This window comes from Corynebacterium sp. KPL1824 (assembly GCF_000478095.1).
GTDB lineage: Bacteria > Actinomycetota > Actinomycetes > Mycobacteriales > Mycobacteriaceae > Corynebacterium > Corynebacterium accolens.
Map to the genome: position 1 here is coordinate 582,964 of NZ_KI515750.1, position 17,140 is coordinate 600,103.

Sequence of the window (17,140 nt, forward strand, 5' to 3'; positions counted from 1 at the left end):
GACCTGAAATACCGCCGGGGGCATGCTGATGTGCTAGGCGCCGAGGTTCACGATGAATGGATGAGTAAGAATCATCCTCGATGCCCCGTCTGTAGCGGGGCGTGCACCAAACACGGAACGACGAGTACTGGGCGTCAACGCTGGCGATGCCGCACCTGCAAAGCCACCTTCACCCGCGCCAATGACGACGCAGTTCAAGCAAAATGGTTCCGCCTTTTTATCAGTTGGCTCACCTCAGGCCGCAGCCTGGCAGAGACCGCTAAAACCTGCGGTGTTTCAACGCGAACTCTGCAACGACGCTTCAAATCTTTCTGGCTCATCCAACCTCCCCGAAGCGTTGATAAGCAGCGAATATACGATCAAATCTTCATCGACGGCACTTACTTCAACACCAAGTGCCTAGTCGTAGTCGCCGATGCCAGCCATGTCATCAACTGGTTCTGGTGCACTAAGGAATCATCCTGGTCGTATATGCGCCTGCTAGACCCTCTGGCCCCACCACGACTTGTCACCTGTGACGGGCATTCAGGAGGGCTTAAAGCAGTAAGCCGCCTGTGGCCTGACACCGCCGTGCAGCGATGCATTGTCCACGTCAAACGCAACATTCAACGCGGCACCGGCCTTCACCCCACCTCCCCGATGGGTAAAGCACTGCGACGGCTTTCATTTGAGCTACTGGCAGTAAGCACTCTAGATGAAGCCGCTGAATGGACAGGCAAGCTACACCAGTTCGGCACCGTATTTAGAACTCAACTCAAAGCCCGTACCTACGTCAAAGACGTCCCCTTTGAGCAAATCCCGAAATCTAAACGCGGCAACAAAAAATGGTGGTACACCCACCATATCCACCGGGGTATTTACCTGGAGCTGAAGAAAATGAGCAGGAATGGTCACCTATTTTCCTATCTCATTCAAGCAGAACAAGGCCAGCGTCTAGAGCGCACGACAAACAGTTTGGAAGGTGGCGTGAACTCGCAAATCAAGAAACTGATGCACGACCACCGAGGACTGCGTGACGAGCAACAACGCCTCGCCTGCGACTGGTGGCTGTACCTACACACGCAACTGCCTGACGACCCCGTAGAGATCGCCAGGCAGCACAACTGGGGCCAGGACGCACTCGCCAAAGCACACACCCTAGCCAACCAGGAAACACAAGCCACCAGCGGCCATGAAGATGGCCGACCAGCAACTTTCGACAGCGCCATCGACACTGCCTACAACCACTCTATGGGAATACGTAAAGGCCACATACGCTAAACCCCTACCCCCACCAACACAAAATGTCGTTTAACTCGACACGCCGAAAAACAACACGTTTTGTCGTTTAACCCGAAGGCGGTGCAGAAGCAGTTAGGGCATAAGTCTGCCATGTTGACGTTGGATACGTATGCGGATTTGTTTGATGGTGACCTTGATGAGGTGGCGGGTCGTATGGATGAGGGGCTGCGCGGGTTGTCGTGGGGTGTGGCGTAGTTTTTCGGATGTCGTGGGTTTGTCGTGGAATTGAGTAAGACCCCTCTCCGATCTCTCGAAAAGGGGTCTGACCTGGTGCGGCCTGAGGGGATCGAACCCCCGACCTATTGGGTGTAAACCAATTGCTCTTCCAGCTGAGCTAAAGCCGCATGCGCCCTTGCGCTGTTATGTACAGTAGCGCAGGATTGTGAAGCTACACAAATCAGCTGGTGAAGGCTATTTTTTGGTGTAGCCGCGCTGTACAAGGCAGGAACCCTGCCACTCGCCAAAGCGCTCAGCTTTGGTCTGCACCAAGCCGGCTAGCTGCGCCGATTCGGAGATGAGACCAGGCTCGACGGTGCCCGGTTTTCCGGCACCCGGGGTCAGCAACCAGACGGAGCCATTGTCTGCAAGCGGTCGGCTGGCATCCACCAAACCGTCCACGAGGTCACCGTCTTCCTCGCGCCACCAGAGAAGGACTACATCGCACAGCTCATCATTTTCCTCTTCAAGGAAATCCTCACCGAGTACGGCTTCGATCGATTCAGAGATTGTAGTATCACAATCCTCGTCCCAACCAAGCTCTAGAGCGATTTGCCCTTCCTTGATTCCGAGCTTGACTGCAGCGTCAGCCACTATGCATTTCCTTCCTTATCCGGTGAATTCTTTCCCACGCCCAGCCCGTACTTGGCACGGAGGGCGTGTGTTATTACATGTAGTTTAACGTCCCAGGGCGTCTTTTACTTGCTATAGCACCCCTTTCCCCCAATTTGCAGGCCCTTTTCTGCTCACACCGGCGTCTGTTTTGTGGGACAACTAGCGCCGTTTAGGGGCCTACTACCCACATTTGCACGCTGGACGGGAGAAGCAAACCGCAGGTTATAGGGGGTGCATCGGAAAGCGCCGCGTTTTAGACAGCCTAGACTCCCACTCGCGATCTGGGAACGCGTATCGTAGGAGATAAACTCTGCAGACCCTTAATTAGGAGGTTTACATGGCCGAGAAGGACCCCGCCAAGGGCGATTCCAACTTCCCGCTTATCCGCGATGGTGTTGCATCGTACCTTCACGACAGCGACCCAGAAGAAACTCGCGAGTGGATGGATTCCCTCGATGGTCTGCTGGACCATTCTGACCAAGAACGCGCACGCTACCTGATGCTGCGCCTTCTGGAGCGCGCCACCGCCAAGCGCGTGGAGCTTCCCTCGCTGACGTCGACGGACTTCGTCAACACCATCCCCACCAACATGGAGCCGGAATTTCCTGGCGATGAAGAACTAGAAAAGCGCTACCGCCGCTGGATCCGCTGGAATGCTGCCATCATGGTGCACCGCGCGCAGCGCCCCGGCATTGGCGTCGGCGGCCACATCTCCACCTACGCGGGTGCCGCCCCGCTGTACGAGGTTGGACTCAACCACTTCTTCAAGGGCAAGGACGATCCTTCAGGCGGCGACCAGGTCTTCTTCCAAGGTCACGCCTCCCCGGGCATGTACGCCCGCGCATACATGGAAGGTCGCCTCTCTGAGGAAGACCTCGACGGCTTCCGCCAGGAAGTCTCCCTCGGTGAAGGCAAGGGTCTGCCCTCCTACCCGCACCCGCGCCTGATGCCATGGTTCTGGGAGTTCCCCACCGTGTCCATGGGCATTGGCCCGATGAACGCCATTTACCAGGCACGCTTTAATAAGTACCTGGAAACCCGCGGCATCAAGGACACCTCCAAGCAGCACGTGTGGGCTTTCTTGGGCGATGGCGAAATGGACGAGCCAGAATCCCGCGGCCTGCTGCAAACCGCTGCGCTGTACGAGCTGGATAACCTCACCTTCGTGATTAACTGCAACCTGCAGCGCCTCGACGGCCCAGTGCGCGGTAATACCCAGATCATCCAGGAGCTGGAGTCCTTCTTCCGCGGCGCCGGCTGGGACGTCATCAAGGTCATTTGGGGCCGCGGCTGGGACAAGCTGCTGGACAAGGACACCGAAGGTGCCCTCGTCAACGTCATGAACACCACCTCTGACGGTGACTACCAGACCTTCAAGGCTAATGACGGCGCTTATGTGCGCGAGCACTTCTTCGGCCGCGATGAGCGCACCGCAAAGCTGGTAGAAGACCTCTCCGATGACGAAATCTGGGCACTGCGCCGCGGCGGCCACGACTACCGCAAGGTCTACGCTGCGTATGCCCGCGCCCTAGAGAACAAGGGCTCCGGCAAGCCGACCGTCATCTTGGCCCACACCATTAAGGGCTACGGCTTGGGCCACAACTTCGAGGGCCGCAACGCTACCCACCAGATGAAGAAGCTGACGCTGGAGGATCTCAAGAACTTCCGCGATAAGCAGGAAATCCCCTTCTCCGATGAAGAGCTGGAAAAGGATCCCTACCTGCCGCCGTACTACCACCCGGGCAAGGACTCCCCGGAGATCAAGTACATGCTGGAGCGCCGTAAAGAACTCGGCGGCTTCCTGCCTGAGCGTCGCACGGACTTCACCCCATTGGAAGCACCTTCCTTGGACAAGCTGCGCTCCGTGCGCAAGGGCTCTGGCAAGCAGGAAGTGGCTACCACCATGGCCTTGGTGCGCACCTTCAAGGAGGTCATGCGCAATAAGGAACTGGGCAAGCGCATCGTGCCCATCATCCCGGATGAGGCTCGTACCTTCGGCATGGACTCCTGGTTCCCCACCATGAAGATCTGGAACCCGCGCGGCCAGAACTACGTGCCGGTGGACCACGACCTGATGTTGTCCTACCGCGAGGCCACCGATGGCCAAATCATGCACGAGGGCATTTCTGAGGCCGGTGCGGCAGCATCCTTTACCGCCGCCGCTACCTCGTATGCCACCCAGGGCGAGGCCATGATCCCGCTGTACATCTTCTACTCGATGTTCGGCTTCCAGCGCACTGGCGATGCCTTCTGGGCCGCCGGCGACCAGATGGGCCGCGGCTTCATCATCGGTGCTACCGCAGGCCGCACCACCCTGACCGGTGAGGGCCTGCAGCACATGGATGGCCACTCCCCTGTCTTGGCAGCCACCAACCCTGCGGTCATTTCTTATGACCCAGCCTTCGGCTTCGAGGTTGCACACCTGGTAGCCCGCGGCATCGAGCGCATGTACGGCGAGGACAACGAGCCGGTCATGTACTACCTCACCGTGTACAACGAGCCGGTCCACCAGCCGGCCGAGCCGGAGAACTTGGACGTGGAGGGCCTGCACAAGGGCATCTACCACTTCAATACCGCCGAGAACGGTTCCACCCCGGCCAATATCCTGGCCTCGGGCGTCGGCGTGCACGAGGCTCTTCGCGCACAGGAGATGCTGGCTGAGGACTACGATGTCAAGGCATCGCTGTTCTCCGTGACCTCCTGGAATGAGCTGGCCCGCGACGGCGCTCGCCGCAATAAGGAAGCGCTGCGTAAGGGCGAGGAGTCTTCCGAGGCATTCGCTACCTCCCAGCTCAAGGACTTCGAGGGTCCATTCGTGGGCGTCTCGGACTTCACCACCGAGCTGCAGGAGCAGATCCGCCCCTACGTCCCAGGTACCTACATCACCTTGGGCGCAGACGGCTTCGGCTTCTCCGATACGCGCGAGGGTGCCCGCCGCTTCTTCAACAACGACGCAGAATCCATCGTCGTCGCCGTGCTCGATGGCCTTGCCCGCGACGGCAAGATTGAGCGCTCCGTTGTGGAAAAGGCAGCCTCCGAGCTGAAGTTGGATGACCCAACTGCTCCTAATAGCGGCGAGTAATATCGCCCGCACCTCCACAACGGAGATGTAACTCAGGCGCTTCCGGCTTAGTGCTGGGAGCGCCTGAATTGTTTTCGGGCCAATCCACCCCTAACCAGTACCGCGTGCGCCTATTTCTTCTATGCCACGCGCCAATCGCTACTACACTGGGCACTATGGCAAATGACCTCAGTGCCCAATTGCAGGCAAAGTTTCAGGGTTCTGACCCAGATAAGGACCACGACCCGGATCGGGATACGCTGGGCGAGCTCATCGCCCTCATCATCAAAGTCACCGGAACCGAGGCCGAACTTGGCAGGGACAGCGCGCTTTCCGATGTCGGCGTGGAGTCCCTCGAGCTTATAGAGCTCACCGTGCGTGTAGAAGAGCTCTTTAAGGTGCGGCTTACTGAGGAAACAATGCTTAACTGCGAGACCATCGGCGATATCGCTGACTATTTGGAGGACCACCAATGATTTCTTACCTATCCGATATGGACGGCGTACTCATCAAGGAAGGGGAAATGATCCCCGGCGCCGATAAATTTATTCAGGCGCTAAAAGATAATGACATTGAGTACATGGTGCTGACCAATAACTCCATGTCCACCCCGCGCGACTTGGCGGCGCGGCTGCGCAATACCGGCCTGGATATTCCGGCCGAGCGCATCTGGACCTCCGCCACGGCTACGGCAAACTTCCTGGCCACCCAAGCCAGCTCCAGCAAGGCCTACGTCGTGGGAGAATCCGGCCTGACCACCGCCCTGCACGAGGCTGGCTGGATCCTCACAAATGATGACGCCGATTTCGTGGTCCTTGGTGAAACCCGCACCTATTCCTTTGAGGCGATTACCACCGCCATCAACCTCATCCGCAATGGCGCCCGCTTCATCGCCACCAACCCTGACGTTACGGGTCCCGCTCCCGAGGGCGTGCTTCCTGCAACCGGCGCGGTGGCCGCATTGATCACCGCCGCTACCCACCGCGAGCCCTACTATGTGGGAAAGCCCAACCCGGTCATGATGCGTTCGGCGCTTAACCACATCGGCGCACACTCTGAAAACACCGTCATGATCGGTGACCGCATGGATACCGATGTCAAGGCGGGCCTCGAGGCCGGCATGCGCTCCATTTTGGTGCGCTCCGGCATTTCCGATGACCGCGAAATCTCCCGCTATCCTTACCGCCCGACCGCCGTGTTTAAGTCGGTTGCAGATATTCCCGATAAGATCATGGATCCCTTCGCCGAGGAGGTATCCTAAACGGTTCCCCGCCGCGCGACCTAGCTCGTGCGGCTCGGCTTACTTGGCCGCGCTCGAGCCGATTCGCTCGAGCGCCTTAGCTAAAGCGCACCGTGGCGCTAAAACCATAGCGCTGCGCAAGGTAGCACACCGCGCTTTCGAGCGCGGCAAGCTCCGCTTCGGTTCCGGTGAGCACCTGGTGGCAGCCGATACCGACGCCAGAATCCATTCCCAGGCCCGTAGCCTCACCGCGCACGAGCGCCTCCATAGAGATCTCATCGCGGTACCACCGAGTGCACCACTGGGCGGTCAGCGGGTCATCGCCTGGGACGATGAACTCCGATTCGGTGCGAATGCACCGATCCATGGCATGCTCTACTTCTGGGCGCAACGCACGCGGCATCCCAGAAATTTTCAGCACACCAGTGACCACGATGGCCGCACCATTGCGGCTGGGCCACGTGTAGTTGGAGGCCGGTTGATCAACCGGCACTGTATTGACGCAAGTATTCATAGCCGATATCTCCCTCGACAAATCACCACTGCGATGCACACGCGTAGCGTACGGCGCAGTGCAAGACGAGCTTCGTCTTCCCCAACGAACTGTCTTTTGCGTCTGCACCCAATTTTCCTGCGCCACACCACCCTCTACAACCCTCAACTTTCACTTCAACCCCCGAGTTCTAAACCTCAACCCAAAGTCCAGACTGTGACTAAAGTGGCCAAAGAAATTGGAGTTACAACAGTGAAATTTGTGAGGTTTTCGCGCTTGAACTGTTTCCCTGAAGTAACTTCTTGACAAGAGTCAGACGCAGGGCAGCTACCAGTAGGAACAGTAACCTACAGTGCTCACACTCCACACCCGCAAAAGAAAACCGCGTCTCGCCCCCTAGAGGCAAAGAGCTCCGAAAAATCCTGCTCGAAAAGACCCCTGCGGGGGTAATCGGTCGCCATACTCCCCACACGCCCCTCCCTCTAGGAGAAGATCAGCATCCGTGGACAGATGGTTTATATAAATTTAATTTAGGGTAAGGAATAGTTTGACACGATCCCAGAGCCATGCTTATACTGAAATAAATTCAAACAATCCGGTTTGAACCCATCCCCAAAAAGAAAGGTACAACCATGTCTGGTCTGTCTTCTTTGTCCAACCTCGGTTTCAACCTCCTGTCCCTCGTTGACGGCATCTTCTCCCAGTTCCTGATGTTCTTCGAGGGCCTCTCCGGTCAGACCCTGTTCTAAATAGAACAGCTTAAGCTCCCCACTCCATTGGAATGGGGAGCTTTTCTCGTTTTCCCGTTAAAGGGATTTTGCGATGGACGCCTTATAGCGCCTGCCAGATCTTCGAATTGGTTTCATTCCACAGCGGTTTAGCCCAATCGCCAAACTCTCGGTCCGTCAATGCGACCATGGCGTAGTCGCCGGCCAGCCAGAGGTAGGTACCGGACATGCCGAAGTGCCCGGTGGCATCGGCAGGCAGGGCACCCATCCAGTGGTCTTTCTCGCCGCGGATCTCAAAGCCAAGGCCCCAGGTGCAATCCTTAAAGCTTCCGTAGCCTGGCACGATGCCGCGCAAGCCACCGAAATGAACGCGGCGCATATCGGCCACGGTGTTGGGGTGCAGGAGCTGCGGGTCCTGGACCTCGGCCGAAAATGCCGCGAGATCCTGCACGGTAGAAACCAGCCCGTGCCCTGCCGAACCCTCTAAGCGCGTGGAGGACATGCCAAGCGGCTCGCACACGCCTTCGCGCAGGTACTCCGCAAACTCGATGCCGGTGGCCTTTTCAACAATCTCTGCGGCCCATTCATAACCGGCAGAGGAATAGATGCGCCGCTCGCCTACCGGCTTTTGTTGCTCGCGCGAATCGAATTTCACACCTGAAGCGTGCGCGAGCAAGTGCTCTAGCGTCGCGCCTTCGGGACCAGCAGGTTGCTCTAGTTCTACCGCGCCTTCTTCAACCGCCAACATAATGGCGTAGGCGGAGACTAGCTTGGTTACTGATGCCACCGGAAACTCCCGGGAAACATCTCCTATTTCATCGAGAACATCGCCGCGTTTCAATAACGCGGCGGCGACATTGTCTACGGGCCACTGGCATAAAAGTTCTAACTCGCTCATGCCCACTAGCCTACTGGGACCAAGCATGGGCATGGCTGCGGTGGGAGAAGAAGGAAGTAGTTTTTAAAAAATTAGCGGGTGACTGTTAACGATCCATGCCTGCACGATCGATATAAAAAGTGAAAGACCCTTTTTCAAGGATATTTCGCACCTTACCTATCACTCGCGTTCTCTACTTCCCCCTTCTCTCTCCCTACAACTGCCGCGGACTATTTACTGGTCCGCGGCAGTCTTGTAATCAATGTAGCCGCGCTCGCCGCCGACGTAGAACGTTGCCTGGTCAGGCTCATTGAGCTCCAGGCCCTCTTCCCACCGGCGAACCAAGTCCGGGTTAGCAATGAGCTGGCGGCCCACCACGATGGCATCCACATAGTCGAGGTCCAGCTCGCGCTGTGCATCTTCCTTAGTGGTCACGGTACCAAAGCCATCATTCATCAAAACCTTGGTTTCACCATTGGCGCGGGCCTTCTGTGCCAAGGCCGAGATGAGCTCGCCTTCCGGCTCTGCGTGCAAGAAGGAGACATAAGCCAGATTCAACGGGGCGATGGCGTCCAGCAGTCCGCCGTAGGTGGCCAGCATATCTGCCTCATCGTCTTCGACAATGCCCTGTACGACGTGGGCCGGAGAAAAACGCACGCCTACGCGGTCGGCACCGATTTCATCCACGACGGCACGGATCACCATCTCTGGCAAGCGCCACCGGTTTTCGGGGCTGCCGCCAAATTCATCGTCGCGCTGGTTAGCCGACGGTGCCATGAATTCGTGCAGCAGATAGCCATTCGCATTGTGGATCTCAACACCATCAACGCCCGCGTCGACGGCTCGGCGTGCGGCGGCCCGGAATTCCTCAACGATGCGCAGGAGCTCATCGGCTTCTAGTGCGCGCGGTACCGGTGCATCCATCTTGCCGGCAAAGCCGCGAACCTGGCCGTCCCAATCCAGCGCGCTCGGGGCCTCTGCCTGGGCGCCATCAATGAGATCTGGGTGGCTGGTGCGGCCGCCGTGCATGATCTGCATGAACAAGACGCCGCCGTTGTCGTGCACTTCGTTGGCTACCTCGCGCCAACCGGCCGCCTGCTCATCATCGACGATGCCCGCCTGCCCCGGGAACGCGCGGTTGGTCCAAGCGGGGAAGGTTCCCTCCGTCACCACGAGCCCGGCGCTAGCTCGCTGGGAATAGTACTTCTTGTGTAGCTCGCTGGGCACACCGCTGTGACCTGCACGCTGACGCGTTAGCGGCGCCATGGTCACGCGGTTATTCAACGTATAACGGCCAAGTTCCAAAGGTGTAAATAATGATGTCATGTCTACTGAAACAGCTCGCGGTTGAAATTTGTTCCACCTTTTATTCTGTTGTTGCCCCACCTGCGATAGAAATAATAAAGAAACTAGAGGTCACCGCACCCGTTAAAGGTCAAGGAAAAAGACACCGCCTCGGACTATGAGGCGGCGTCTATGAGCTCCTAGTGGGGATGCTTAGTGGGGTTCTGAAGGAATCGCGGTCTGCTGGCTATTCGCCGCCCCGCTATTTCCGTCTGCGCCGGAGTCTCCGTCGCCATTCCCTTGGCCATCGCCAGCATCGCCGTTTGAGTCAGCGGGCCCATCCTGACCGCTCCCGTGCCCGTCCCCGGAATTAGGCGTGGAGTTGGGCGCCTGGCTGGGATAGCTAGGAACGGTCGGCGTATTGGTGGTCGTTGGTGTTGAATCTGCGTCCGTCGGTTCCGTTGGGGTACCGGTAGTTAGAGGATCTTCTGTAGGCACAGGCTCTTCAGATTCCGATGGTGTTTCGGAGGAAGATTGCGTATCGCGATCCTTCCAATAGTCCGGCGACAGCCAGCCGGCTTCCCCTTCCTCTGGGTTGCTTGCCGCGAGGATGAGCAAGCCAACGACAAGAAGGGCCGCCACGAGGCCTGTGGTGGAGGCGCGCACGCGCCCGCCGATGGTGGAAACCTTTTGGAATTGGGTACTGGTCTGGATGGTTCGCCAGATCTTCCGGCGCGATTTCTCATCTTCTTCCGCAGCCTCTTCGCCGGCTTCATCCGTGGCTGCTTGTTCATCGAGCTTAGTCTCAGCAAGCTCGACTTCCTCTGGGACCAGTTCCTCTTCCACCGTGGGGTCATCCACTGGCGTATTGGGACGAGAACCTTCCCCGGCGTCCAAGGCGTCTTTGGCTGACTGCGCCGCGGCATGCTTTGGGTCCGTCGGCTTCTTCTTTTTTTGTTCCTGCAGTTCATCAAAGTCGATGGCGGAACCGTAGTGATCCCAGAATTCCGAGAGCAGCGACGAGCGGATGGCGCGCTCCACGGACCACTGGCGGGCAGGATTCACCGTCACCATGATGCGGTAGCCCACCTGCCACGGCTGGCCGGCTACCTGCGGGCTGACCAATTGCGTAGCGGGAAGGACTGTGAGCTCGCCGGCGACGTCGACGGAGATCTCAGGGGCTTCAATAGCGTGCCCCGAAATCTCTTTGACGCGACTCGTAATCTCCGGCAGGCTTTCGCCTTCATGCACTGGGACGTTGATATTGACCACCGCGCGGGACCATTCCTTGGAATAGTTGGTCACCACGCCGGCGGAGCTATTGGGGATGGTCACCAACTCGCCGCTTGGGGTGCGCACCTTCGTGGTGCGCAGGGTCAGCGTCACCACATCGCCTTCTACCCCTGGGATGCCGGCAAAGGAGACGTAGTCTCCCACGCCGAACTGCTTTTCCGTAAGGATGAAAAATCCGGAGAGGAAATCCGAAATCACGGACTGGGCGCCAAAACCAACCGCGGCAGACACTATCGTCGCAGGCACCGCGGCGCCCAGCGCCGGAACACCGAGATTAGTCAGCGCGGCCGCGACCAATAGGAAGTACGCCACCGCTTGGACGATGTAGACCAATGCACCGGTCAGCGCCAGCCGCGCCTTCGTAGATTCTTCTTGCTCATCCAAATTATGTTCAATAATCCGGATGGCTAGGCGCCCCATGCGGGGCAAAAGAATGCCGATAATCACGAATGCGATGAGCGGCAAGCCGTGGTCAACGATGAGGCCCCACAGCTCAAAAAAGAAATACCTCAAGTTCATGGTTCAAGGATATGGCACCTAGCTGAGAAATTGATGCCAGTTTTCTGCCAGAATTAAGAAGGCAGGAGTGGGAAGATGGGGACATCGACAAGCAGATGCCCCGGGGCCTAGTCGCGCGATTGGTAGCGGTCCATCAGGCGATCAATTAGCTCATCAGTAAGCTTGTCATCTTCCAAAATCGTATCGAGCAGCCGCTGGGATTCCTCGCTGGAGGTCTGCTCCTCTTCCTCATAGGAATCGCCGCTAAAGTCCATGCCAAAGTCCATATCCTCAGACTCCGCTGGCGCCGTGCTGAACTGATCGACATCTGATTCGAAGGACTGCAAAAACTCGCTGGCTTCTTCCGCCGCATCCTGGCGGCGCTTGCCGGAACGCACTTCCTTTTCGATGCGCCGCTGCAGCGCCTCTTCCATCTGCCGGTGGCGCCAGGAGCGCACGCGGTGTGGCTCCAGCTTGCGCCCGACCGCCCGGCTCTTGTTTTCTGCCTTCTTCGCCAGCACCTTGACCTGCGCGGCCGTATCATTAATCGGTGCCCACTCCTGATTCGCGGGCACGCGCCACCCGGCCCAAATGCCCAGCAGCGCCAAGAAAATGGAGACCAACGGCCCCACAATCATGCCGACGGCCAACATATCGAAGTGGTTTCCCACCAGCACGATCACGGCGCAGGCGATGGCCGGGATCACCGTGGGCTGATTATCGCCAAAGACGGCGGGCTCGCGCCCCATGGCGATATCGCGAATCATGGAACCGCCGGTAGCGGTAAACACACCCATCATGATGCACGGGATCGGCGGCAGCCCATAGGTAATGGCCTTCACGGCGCCGGTACCGGCCCATAGGCCGGAAACGACGGCATCGCCATGCGCCTGGATATAATCCCAGGTCTTGCCCTTAAAGTAGACAAAGCGCGCAATCAACGCACCCGTAAACGCCAGGTACAGGTACTCCGGCTCGCTCATCGCCGCCACGGTGCCGCGATTAATAAGCACATCGCGCACCATGCCCCCGCCTAGGGAAGAAAACATCGCGATAAAGAAAAACCCAATGATGTCATACCCGCGTTTGCGCGCAATGGTGCCGCCGATAATTCCCATCAGCAATACACCGCTGACATCGGACCAGCGATAGAGGGATTCAATGAGCGGATCTACTTCAACCATATGGTTATTAGACTTCACCCGCTCGTGCCTGCGCAATTAACACACCCATATGCGCAGCTAAGCACAGAAAAGGCGCCGGCACTGCTTGCCGACGCCTCCCTATCACCGTGGGGCCAGCGGGGCTCGAACCCGCGACCAACGGATTATGAGTCCGTAGCTCTAACCGACTGAGCTATAGCCCCACGCGGATTCCGTGTCCCAAAAGACAACGATCCGCTCCCAAAAGAGTAGCCAATGGCGCGGAAAAGACCAATTTTCTCGCCCTCTCCCCCGTCTCCACCCCTCCTCATTCCCTTAGCTTATATTTAATTTATGCGCAGATTACTTTCTTCTATCGACCTAACGTCCGCCCTAGTAGCCACCGCCTGTTCCGATTCCAGCGACAACTCTGAATCCCCCAAATCAGAGCAGCAGACCGAATCCGCCGGAAAAAATTCGCAATCCGTGGTCGGCACCTAGAAGCAGGAGGACAGCGCCTCCGAAGATGGTTGGATGGAAGCCAGCATCACCGATGACGTCATTACCGTCGAGTGGACATTCGACAATGGCGAAAACCGCTCGATTTATTGGATCGGCTCCTTCGACGCAGCGGCCGCCGCTGGTGGTGAAACAGTCACCTCGAAGCGGGATATTGTTCCTACTGATGCGATGCTGATGGCCTCCTCCGACGATGAAAAAGACTTCACGGTGGACGGTGATACTTTGACTTTCGACGTAGCTATTCAAGATGTCACTCACACCGCGAAGTTGAAAAAGATTAGTGACGAACCCACCACGGTCAATTCTTTAAAGAGCACCGATTCTGAGCGCAGTTTCAAGGACAACGTCCTTGAGGTACCGGCCGCAACCATTAAGATTACGGATCACCGGGTAATCCCCGTTGGCGATCCAGGCAATGAAGATGGCGCTAAACCGCTCATTGCGTTTTATTACGACATCACCAATAAAACCGATGAAAAGCTAACAACAATCGACTTCTTTATGTATTTCACCGCTGTCCAAGACAACAGCGCCGACACCGTAAATGAACTTGAGGTGGCCCCGTTGTACGACCCAGAGCTCTCCGATTCACAACTCGAGCAGATCAAAAAGGGCGGCACCATTTCCGGCGTAGCTGCCTATGAGCTAGACGATGAATCTACTCCAGTGGGGTTGGTAGCTAAGTACAACTTTGGGCAGAACGAAATTGGCCGCCAGACGTTCACACTGGACGGTTCCTCTGACTAGAAGTAGTAACACCCTTGTGCCTTTCATCCCCGCTCTCTAAGCTTTGGAGTGACTTTATTTCATAAGAGCTAAGTGTGTGACGGGAGAAACACATGGCCACAGTGGATTCCTTGCTGGTGCCGGGTGCAGTGGATCTGCACTGCACCGCGAGCGACTGGCGCGAGGCAATACGGCAGGCTGGCGCGCTTTTGGAACACGCCGGCACGGTGTCCGCGGACTATACGGACGCCATGATCCGCTCTGTAGAAGACAACGGACCATATATTATGGTCGCGCCGGGGTTCGCATTCGCCCATGCACGCCCGTCTCAGGCAGTGAAAGAAACCTCCCTGTCGTGGGTTAAGCTTTCAACCCCGGTGAAGTTCCACCATGAGTCTAACGATCCGGTGGACCTAGTCGTAGCGTGTGCGGCCAAAGACAAATCCGAGCACATAGAAGCGATGAAGCACTTGGCACGGCTTTTGGCTACCAAGCGGGAAGAACTCGACCGCGCTGAGACCGAAGAGCAACTACGGCAGGTAATCACCGGCACCACGGAGAAGAAAACCACAGCGGCCACGTCCCCGGTGCGCCCAGCATCGCAGAAGCCAACAGAACCGGCTAAAGATTCCGTAGCGTCCAAAGGAAAGATACTCACGGTTTGTGGAAATGGCCTGGGCACCTCCCTTTTCCTCAAGAATACGTTGGAACAGGTCTTGGATGAATGGGGCTGGGGTCCCTATCTCACGGTGGAAGCCACAGACACCATCTCTGCCAAAGGTCGCGCGAACGAAGCAGACTTTTTGCTCACCTCAGGTGAAATTGCGGCCACGCTGGGCGATGTCGGCGTTCCCGTTTACGTCATCCAGGATTTCACCTCCACATCAGAAATCGACGGTGCTCTGCGCGAGCTCTATGACATTTAAGGAATAGCCTGATGGATTTTCTTCTCGCCCTAGCAAACTTTCTCGTCAATGAGATCCTGTCCGTTCCCGCCTTCCTCATCGGCATTATTACCGCTGTCGGCCTAGGTGCCATGGGGCGCGGCGTCGGCAAGACCATCGGCGGCGCGATTAAAGCCACGCTGGGTTTCCTCCTTATCGGCGCCGGTGCTGGCCTAGTATCCGATTCGCTAGAACCACTGGGTGCCATGATCACCGGCGCGACGGGTGCACAGGGAGTGGTGCCGACTAATGAAGCCATTGTCGGTATCGCGCAAGACCAGTTCGGCAGCCAAGTCGCGTGGATTATGATCTTAGGCTTCGTGGTTTCCCTTGTTCTTGCCCGCTTCACCCCGCTTAGCTACGTCTTTCTTACCGGCCACCATGTTCTTTTCATGGCCACCTTGCTCACAATGGTGCTCGTCGCAACGGGGTATCCTTCGTGGGTCATCGTTGCCTTTGGCGCGGGACTGCTTGGCATTTTGATGGTGTCTTTGCCCGCTATAGCCCACCCCTTTACCCGCCGCATTACCGGCGACGATTCCGTGGCCATTGGGCACTTTGGCACGGTGGGGTATCTGGTTTCAGGCGGCGTCGGCAAGCTTGTAGGCGGTAAAGGCGAGAAAATGTCGCCTTCGTCTGAGGATCTCAAACTCCCGGAGGGCTTGCGCTTCCTGCGCGATTCGATGGTGGCGACGGCCCTTTCTATGGCGCTGATGTACCTCGTGCTCGCCGTATTATTTATTGCACGTGCAGGCTCCGATGAGGCTTTCACGGCCTTCCCGGATGGCGCTACCGATGTAGGCAATTACCTCATGCAATCCATTACGCAGGGCCTACAGTTTGGCGTGGCCGTTGCTGTCATTCTTTTCGGTGTCCGCACCATTTTGGGTGAGCTTGTCCCCGCCTTCCAAGGTATCGCGGCAAAGATAGTTCCCGGCGCAATCCCAGCGCTCGATGCCCCGATTGTCTTCCCTTACGCTCAAAATGCCGTGCTCATTGGGTTCATTTTCTCCTTCACCGGCGGGCTCGTCGGCTTGGCTGTGCTATCGCTATGGCTCAACCCGGCTTTTGGCGTCGCCCTCATTTTGCCGGGCCTCGTGCCACACTTTTTCACTGGTGGCGCGGCCGGCGTGTACGGCAATGCCACCGGCGGTCGCCGTGGAGCGGCTTTGGGTTCCTTTGCCAATGGCCTGCTCATTACTTTCCTACCCGCCTTCCTGCTTAGCGTGTTGGGATCTTTCGGCGACGCCCACACCACTTTTGGCGATGCCGATTTTGGCTGGCTTGGCCTGCTGCTCGGCTGGTCCATCCAGGCCGGCGGTGCATGGAGCGGTATCTTCATCGCAGTGATTGGCTTGGTCATCCTCGCGGTGGGTTGGGTATGCCAGCGCAAGCTTGTCGATACCCATTGGGATCCGGCACCCCATCGACCTTCTCCGGCAAAGACAGCCGAAGTAGTCGGCGCCACCGCGCCCACCACTGGCGGTACCGCCGAGAGTGCTGGGAAATCCAGCCAATCCAAGCGCTACCCAAAGGTACTTCCACCAGAAGGAGCACCCACTCCCCCGGCGCGGGTTGAGTAGGCCCGCGACGCTCACTTGAGCCGTACCACCTTTTCCTAGCGCGTCCTTTCACTTCTTAGGTCGCTGACCTCGAAAAACGCCGTTAGCAATTCTGAGTACAATCGGCGGCTGTACTCACCGCTAGTACGAAAATCACTTTAGAAAAGGAGTAATCATGGATCCCCTCTACACCACTGAAGCACTCGCTACCGGGGCAGGCCGCGACGGCCGCGCCGTGGTCCAAAATTCGGACCTTGACTTCAAGATGGCCACCCCAAAGGAAATGGGCGGCGATGGCAATGGCGCTAACCCGGAGCAGCTCTTCGCCGCTGGTTATGCCGCTTGCTTCCACTCCGCCCTGCAGGTAGTAGCCCGCAGCGAGAAGGCCGAGGTGGGCGACTCCTCCGTGGGTGCCCGCGTGTCCATTGGCAAGGAGGGCGAAGGCTTCAAGCTCGCCGTTGAGCTTGAGGTCATTATCCCCGCCCAGGAGCACGACAAAGCACAAGCTCTTGCCGATGCCGCCCACCAGGTCTGCCCCTACTCCAATGCCACCCGCGGCAATATCGACGTCAACGTCACCGTTGCGCAGGACTAAGCAGGACTAATACAGTTTTTATTCCTCGACTCGCAAGGGTCACCATACGCGGGCGAATCCACC

General features: G+C 57.7%; 16 protein-coding genes and 2 tRNA genes. 10 read left to right on the top strand and 8 right to left on the bottom strand.

Annotated features, from left to right (window positions below; translation table 11 throughout):
* Nucleotides 1–60 precede the first annotated feature (60 nt).
* Nucleotides 61–1,260, top strand: a complete 1,200-nt coding sequence (locus HMPREF1267_RS12790) for an IS1249 family transposase (RefSeq protein ID WP_034667184.1) — start codon at nucleotides 61–63, stop codon at nucleotides 1,258–1,260.
* An 81-nt stretch (nucleotides 1,261–1,341) separates the two neighbouring features.
* On the top strand, nucleotides 1,342–1,476 hold the full coding sequence (locus tag HMPREF1267_RS13390; protein WP_367317535.1) for a hypothetical protein: 135 nt from the start codon (nucleotides 1,342–1,344) through the stop codon (nucleotides 1,474–1,476).
* 73 nt (nucleotides 1,477–1,549) lie between these two features.
* Here the strand turns inward: HMPREF1267_RS13390 and HMPREF1267_RS09060 are convergent.
* Nucleotides 1,550–1,625: transfer RNA gene (locus HMPREF1267_RS09060), tRNA-Val, on the bottom strand.
* A gap of 67 nt (nucleotides 1,626–1,692) precedes the next feature.
* Entirely contained in the window at nucleotides 1,693–2,091 is a 399-nt protein-coding gene (locus tag HMPREF1267_RS09065; protein ID WP_023029051.1) for a DUF3052 domain-containing protein, read from the bottom strand.
* Nucleotides 2,092–2,449: 358 nt separating this feature from the next.
* Between HMPREF1267_RS09065 and aceE the strand changes: the two genes are divergently transcribed.
* The 3 genes from aceE to HMPREF1267_RS09080 all read left to right on the top strand — a co-directional run bounded on the left by aceE (nucleotide 2,450) and on the right by HMPREF1267_RS09080 (nucleotide 6,434).
* Nucleotides 2,450–5,194 (top strand): pyruvate dehydrogenase (acetyl-transferring), homodimeric type, encoded by a 2,745-nt coding sequence (gene aceE / locus HMPREF1267_RS09070; RefSeq protein WP_023029052.1) that lies wholly within the window; start codon nucleotides 2,450–2,452, stop codon nucleotides 5,192–5,194.
* A 155-nt stretch (nucleotides 5,195–5,349) separates the two neighbouring features.
* Nucleotides 5,350–5,649: an acyl carrier protein gene (locus tag HMPREF1267_RS09075; protein WP_034667367.1), complete on the top strand. Its 300-nt coding sequence runs from the start codon at nucleotides 5,350–5,352 to the stop codon at nucleotides 5,647–5,649.
* A complete protein-coding gene (locus HMPREF1267_RS09080; protein WP_023017178.1) occupies nucleotides 5,646–6,434 on the top strand; it encodes an HAD-IIA family hydrolase in 789 nt (262 codons plus the stop codon). The genes HMPREF1267_RS09075 and HMPREF1267_RS09080 overlap by 4 nt, the downstream gene beginning before the upstream one ends.
* Before the next feature lie 76 nt (nucleotides 6,435–6,510).
* On the opposite strand, the gene HMPREF1267_RS09085 is transcribed toward HMPREF1267_RS09080, so the two are convergent.
* The 6 genes from HMPREF1267_RS09085 to HMPREF1267_RS09110 all read right to left on the bottom strand — a co-directional run bounded on the left by HMPREF1267_RS09085 (nucleotide 6,511) and on the right by HMPREF1267_RS09110 (nucleotide 12,952).
* Nucleotides 6,511–6,927 carry a hypothetical protein gene (locus tag HMPREF1267_RS09085; protein WP_023029054.1) on the bottom strand — a complete coding sequence of 139 codons (417 nt, stop codon included), beginning with the start codon at nucleotides 6,925–6,927 and terminating at the stop codon, nucleotides 6,511–6,513.
* An 810-nt stretch (nucleotides 6,928–7,737) separates the two neighbouring features.
* On the bottom strand, nucleotides 7,738–8,532 hold the full coding sequence (locus HMPREF1267_RS09090) for a serine hydrolase (RefSeq protein ID WP_034667188.1): 795 nt from the start codon (nucleotides 8,530–8,532) through the stop codon (nucleotides 7,738–7,740).
* Nucleotides 8,533–8,745: 213 nt separating this feature from the next.
* Nucleotides 8,746–9,837, bottom strand: coding sequence for an alkene reductase (locus HMPREF1267_RS09095; protein ID WP_023029057.1), 1,092 nt, complete (start codon nucleotides 9,835–9,837; stop codon nucleotides 8,746–8,748).
* A gap of 171 nt (nucleotides 9,838–10,008) precedes the next feature.
* Entirely contained in the window at nucleotides 10,009–11,607 is a 1,599-nt protein-coding gene (locus HMPREF1267_RS09100) for a mechanosensitive ion channel family protein (protein WP_023029058.1), read from the bottom strand.
* Between the two features lie 107 nt (nucleotides 11,608–11,714).
* Nucleotides 11,715–12,770, bottom strand: coding sequence for a trimeric intracellular cation channel family protein (locus HMPREF1267_RS09105; protein ID WP_034667369.1), 1,056 nt, complete (start codon nucleotides 12,768–12,770; stop codon nucleotides 11,715–11,717).
* A gap of 108 nt (nucleotides 12,771–12,878) precedes the next feature.
* Nucleotides 12,879–12,952: transfer RNA gene (locus tag HMPREF1267_RS09110), tRNA-Ile, on the bottom strand.
* A 130-nt stretch (nucleotides 12,953–13,082) separates the two neighbouring features.
* Between HMPREF1267_RS09110 and HMPREF1267_RS13395 the strand changes: the two genes are divergently transcribed.
* From HMPREF1267_RS13395 to HMPREF1267_RS09130, 5 genes are all read left to right on the top strand, one after another.
* On the top strand, nucleotides 13,083–13,229 hold the full coding sequence (locus HMPREF1267_RS13395; protein WP_023029060.1) for a hypothetical protein: 147 nt from the start codon (nucleotides 13,083–13,085) through the stop codon (nucleotides 13,227–13,229).
* A 33-nt stretch (nucleotides 13,230–13,262) separates the two neighbouring features.
* A complete protein-coding gene (locus HMPREF1267_RS12370) occupies nucleotides 13,263–13,997 on the top strand; it encodes a DUF5067 domain-containing protein (protein ID WP_023029061.1) in 735 nt (244 codons plus the stop codon).
* A 92-nt stretch (nucleotides 13,998–14,089) separates the two neighbouring features.
* Entirely contained in the window at nucleotides 14,090–14,902 is an 813-nt protein-coding gene (locus HMPREF1267_RS09120) for a PTS sugar transporter subunit IIA (protein ID WP_023029062.1), read from the top strand.
* 11 nt (nucleotides 14,903–14,913) lie between these two features.
* The gene (locus HMPREF1267_RS09125) at nucleotides 14,914–16,503 is read left to right on the top strand and encodes a PTS ascorbate transporter subunit IIC (RefSeq protein WP_023029063.1); all 1,590 of its coding nucleotides are present in this window, start codon (nucleotides 14,914–14,916) and stop codon (nucleotides 16,501–16,503) included.
* A 154-nt stretch (nucleotides 16,504–16,657) separates the two neighbouring features.
* Nucleotides 16,658–17,077, top strand: a complete 420-nt coding sequence (locus tag HMPREF1267_RS09130; RefSeq protein WP_023029064.1) for an organic hydroperoxide resistance protein — start codon at nucleotides 16,658–16,660, stop codon at nucleotides 17,075–17,077.
* The last annotated feature ends 63 nt before the right edge of the window (nucleotides 17,078–17,140 follow it).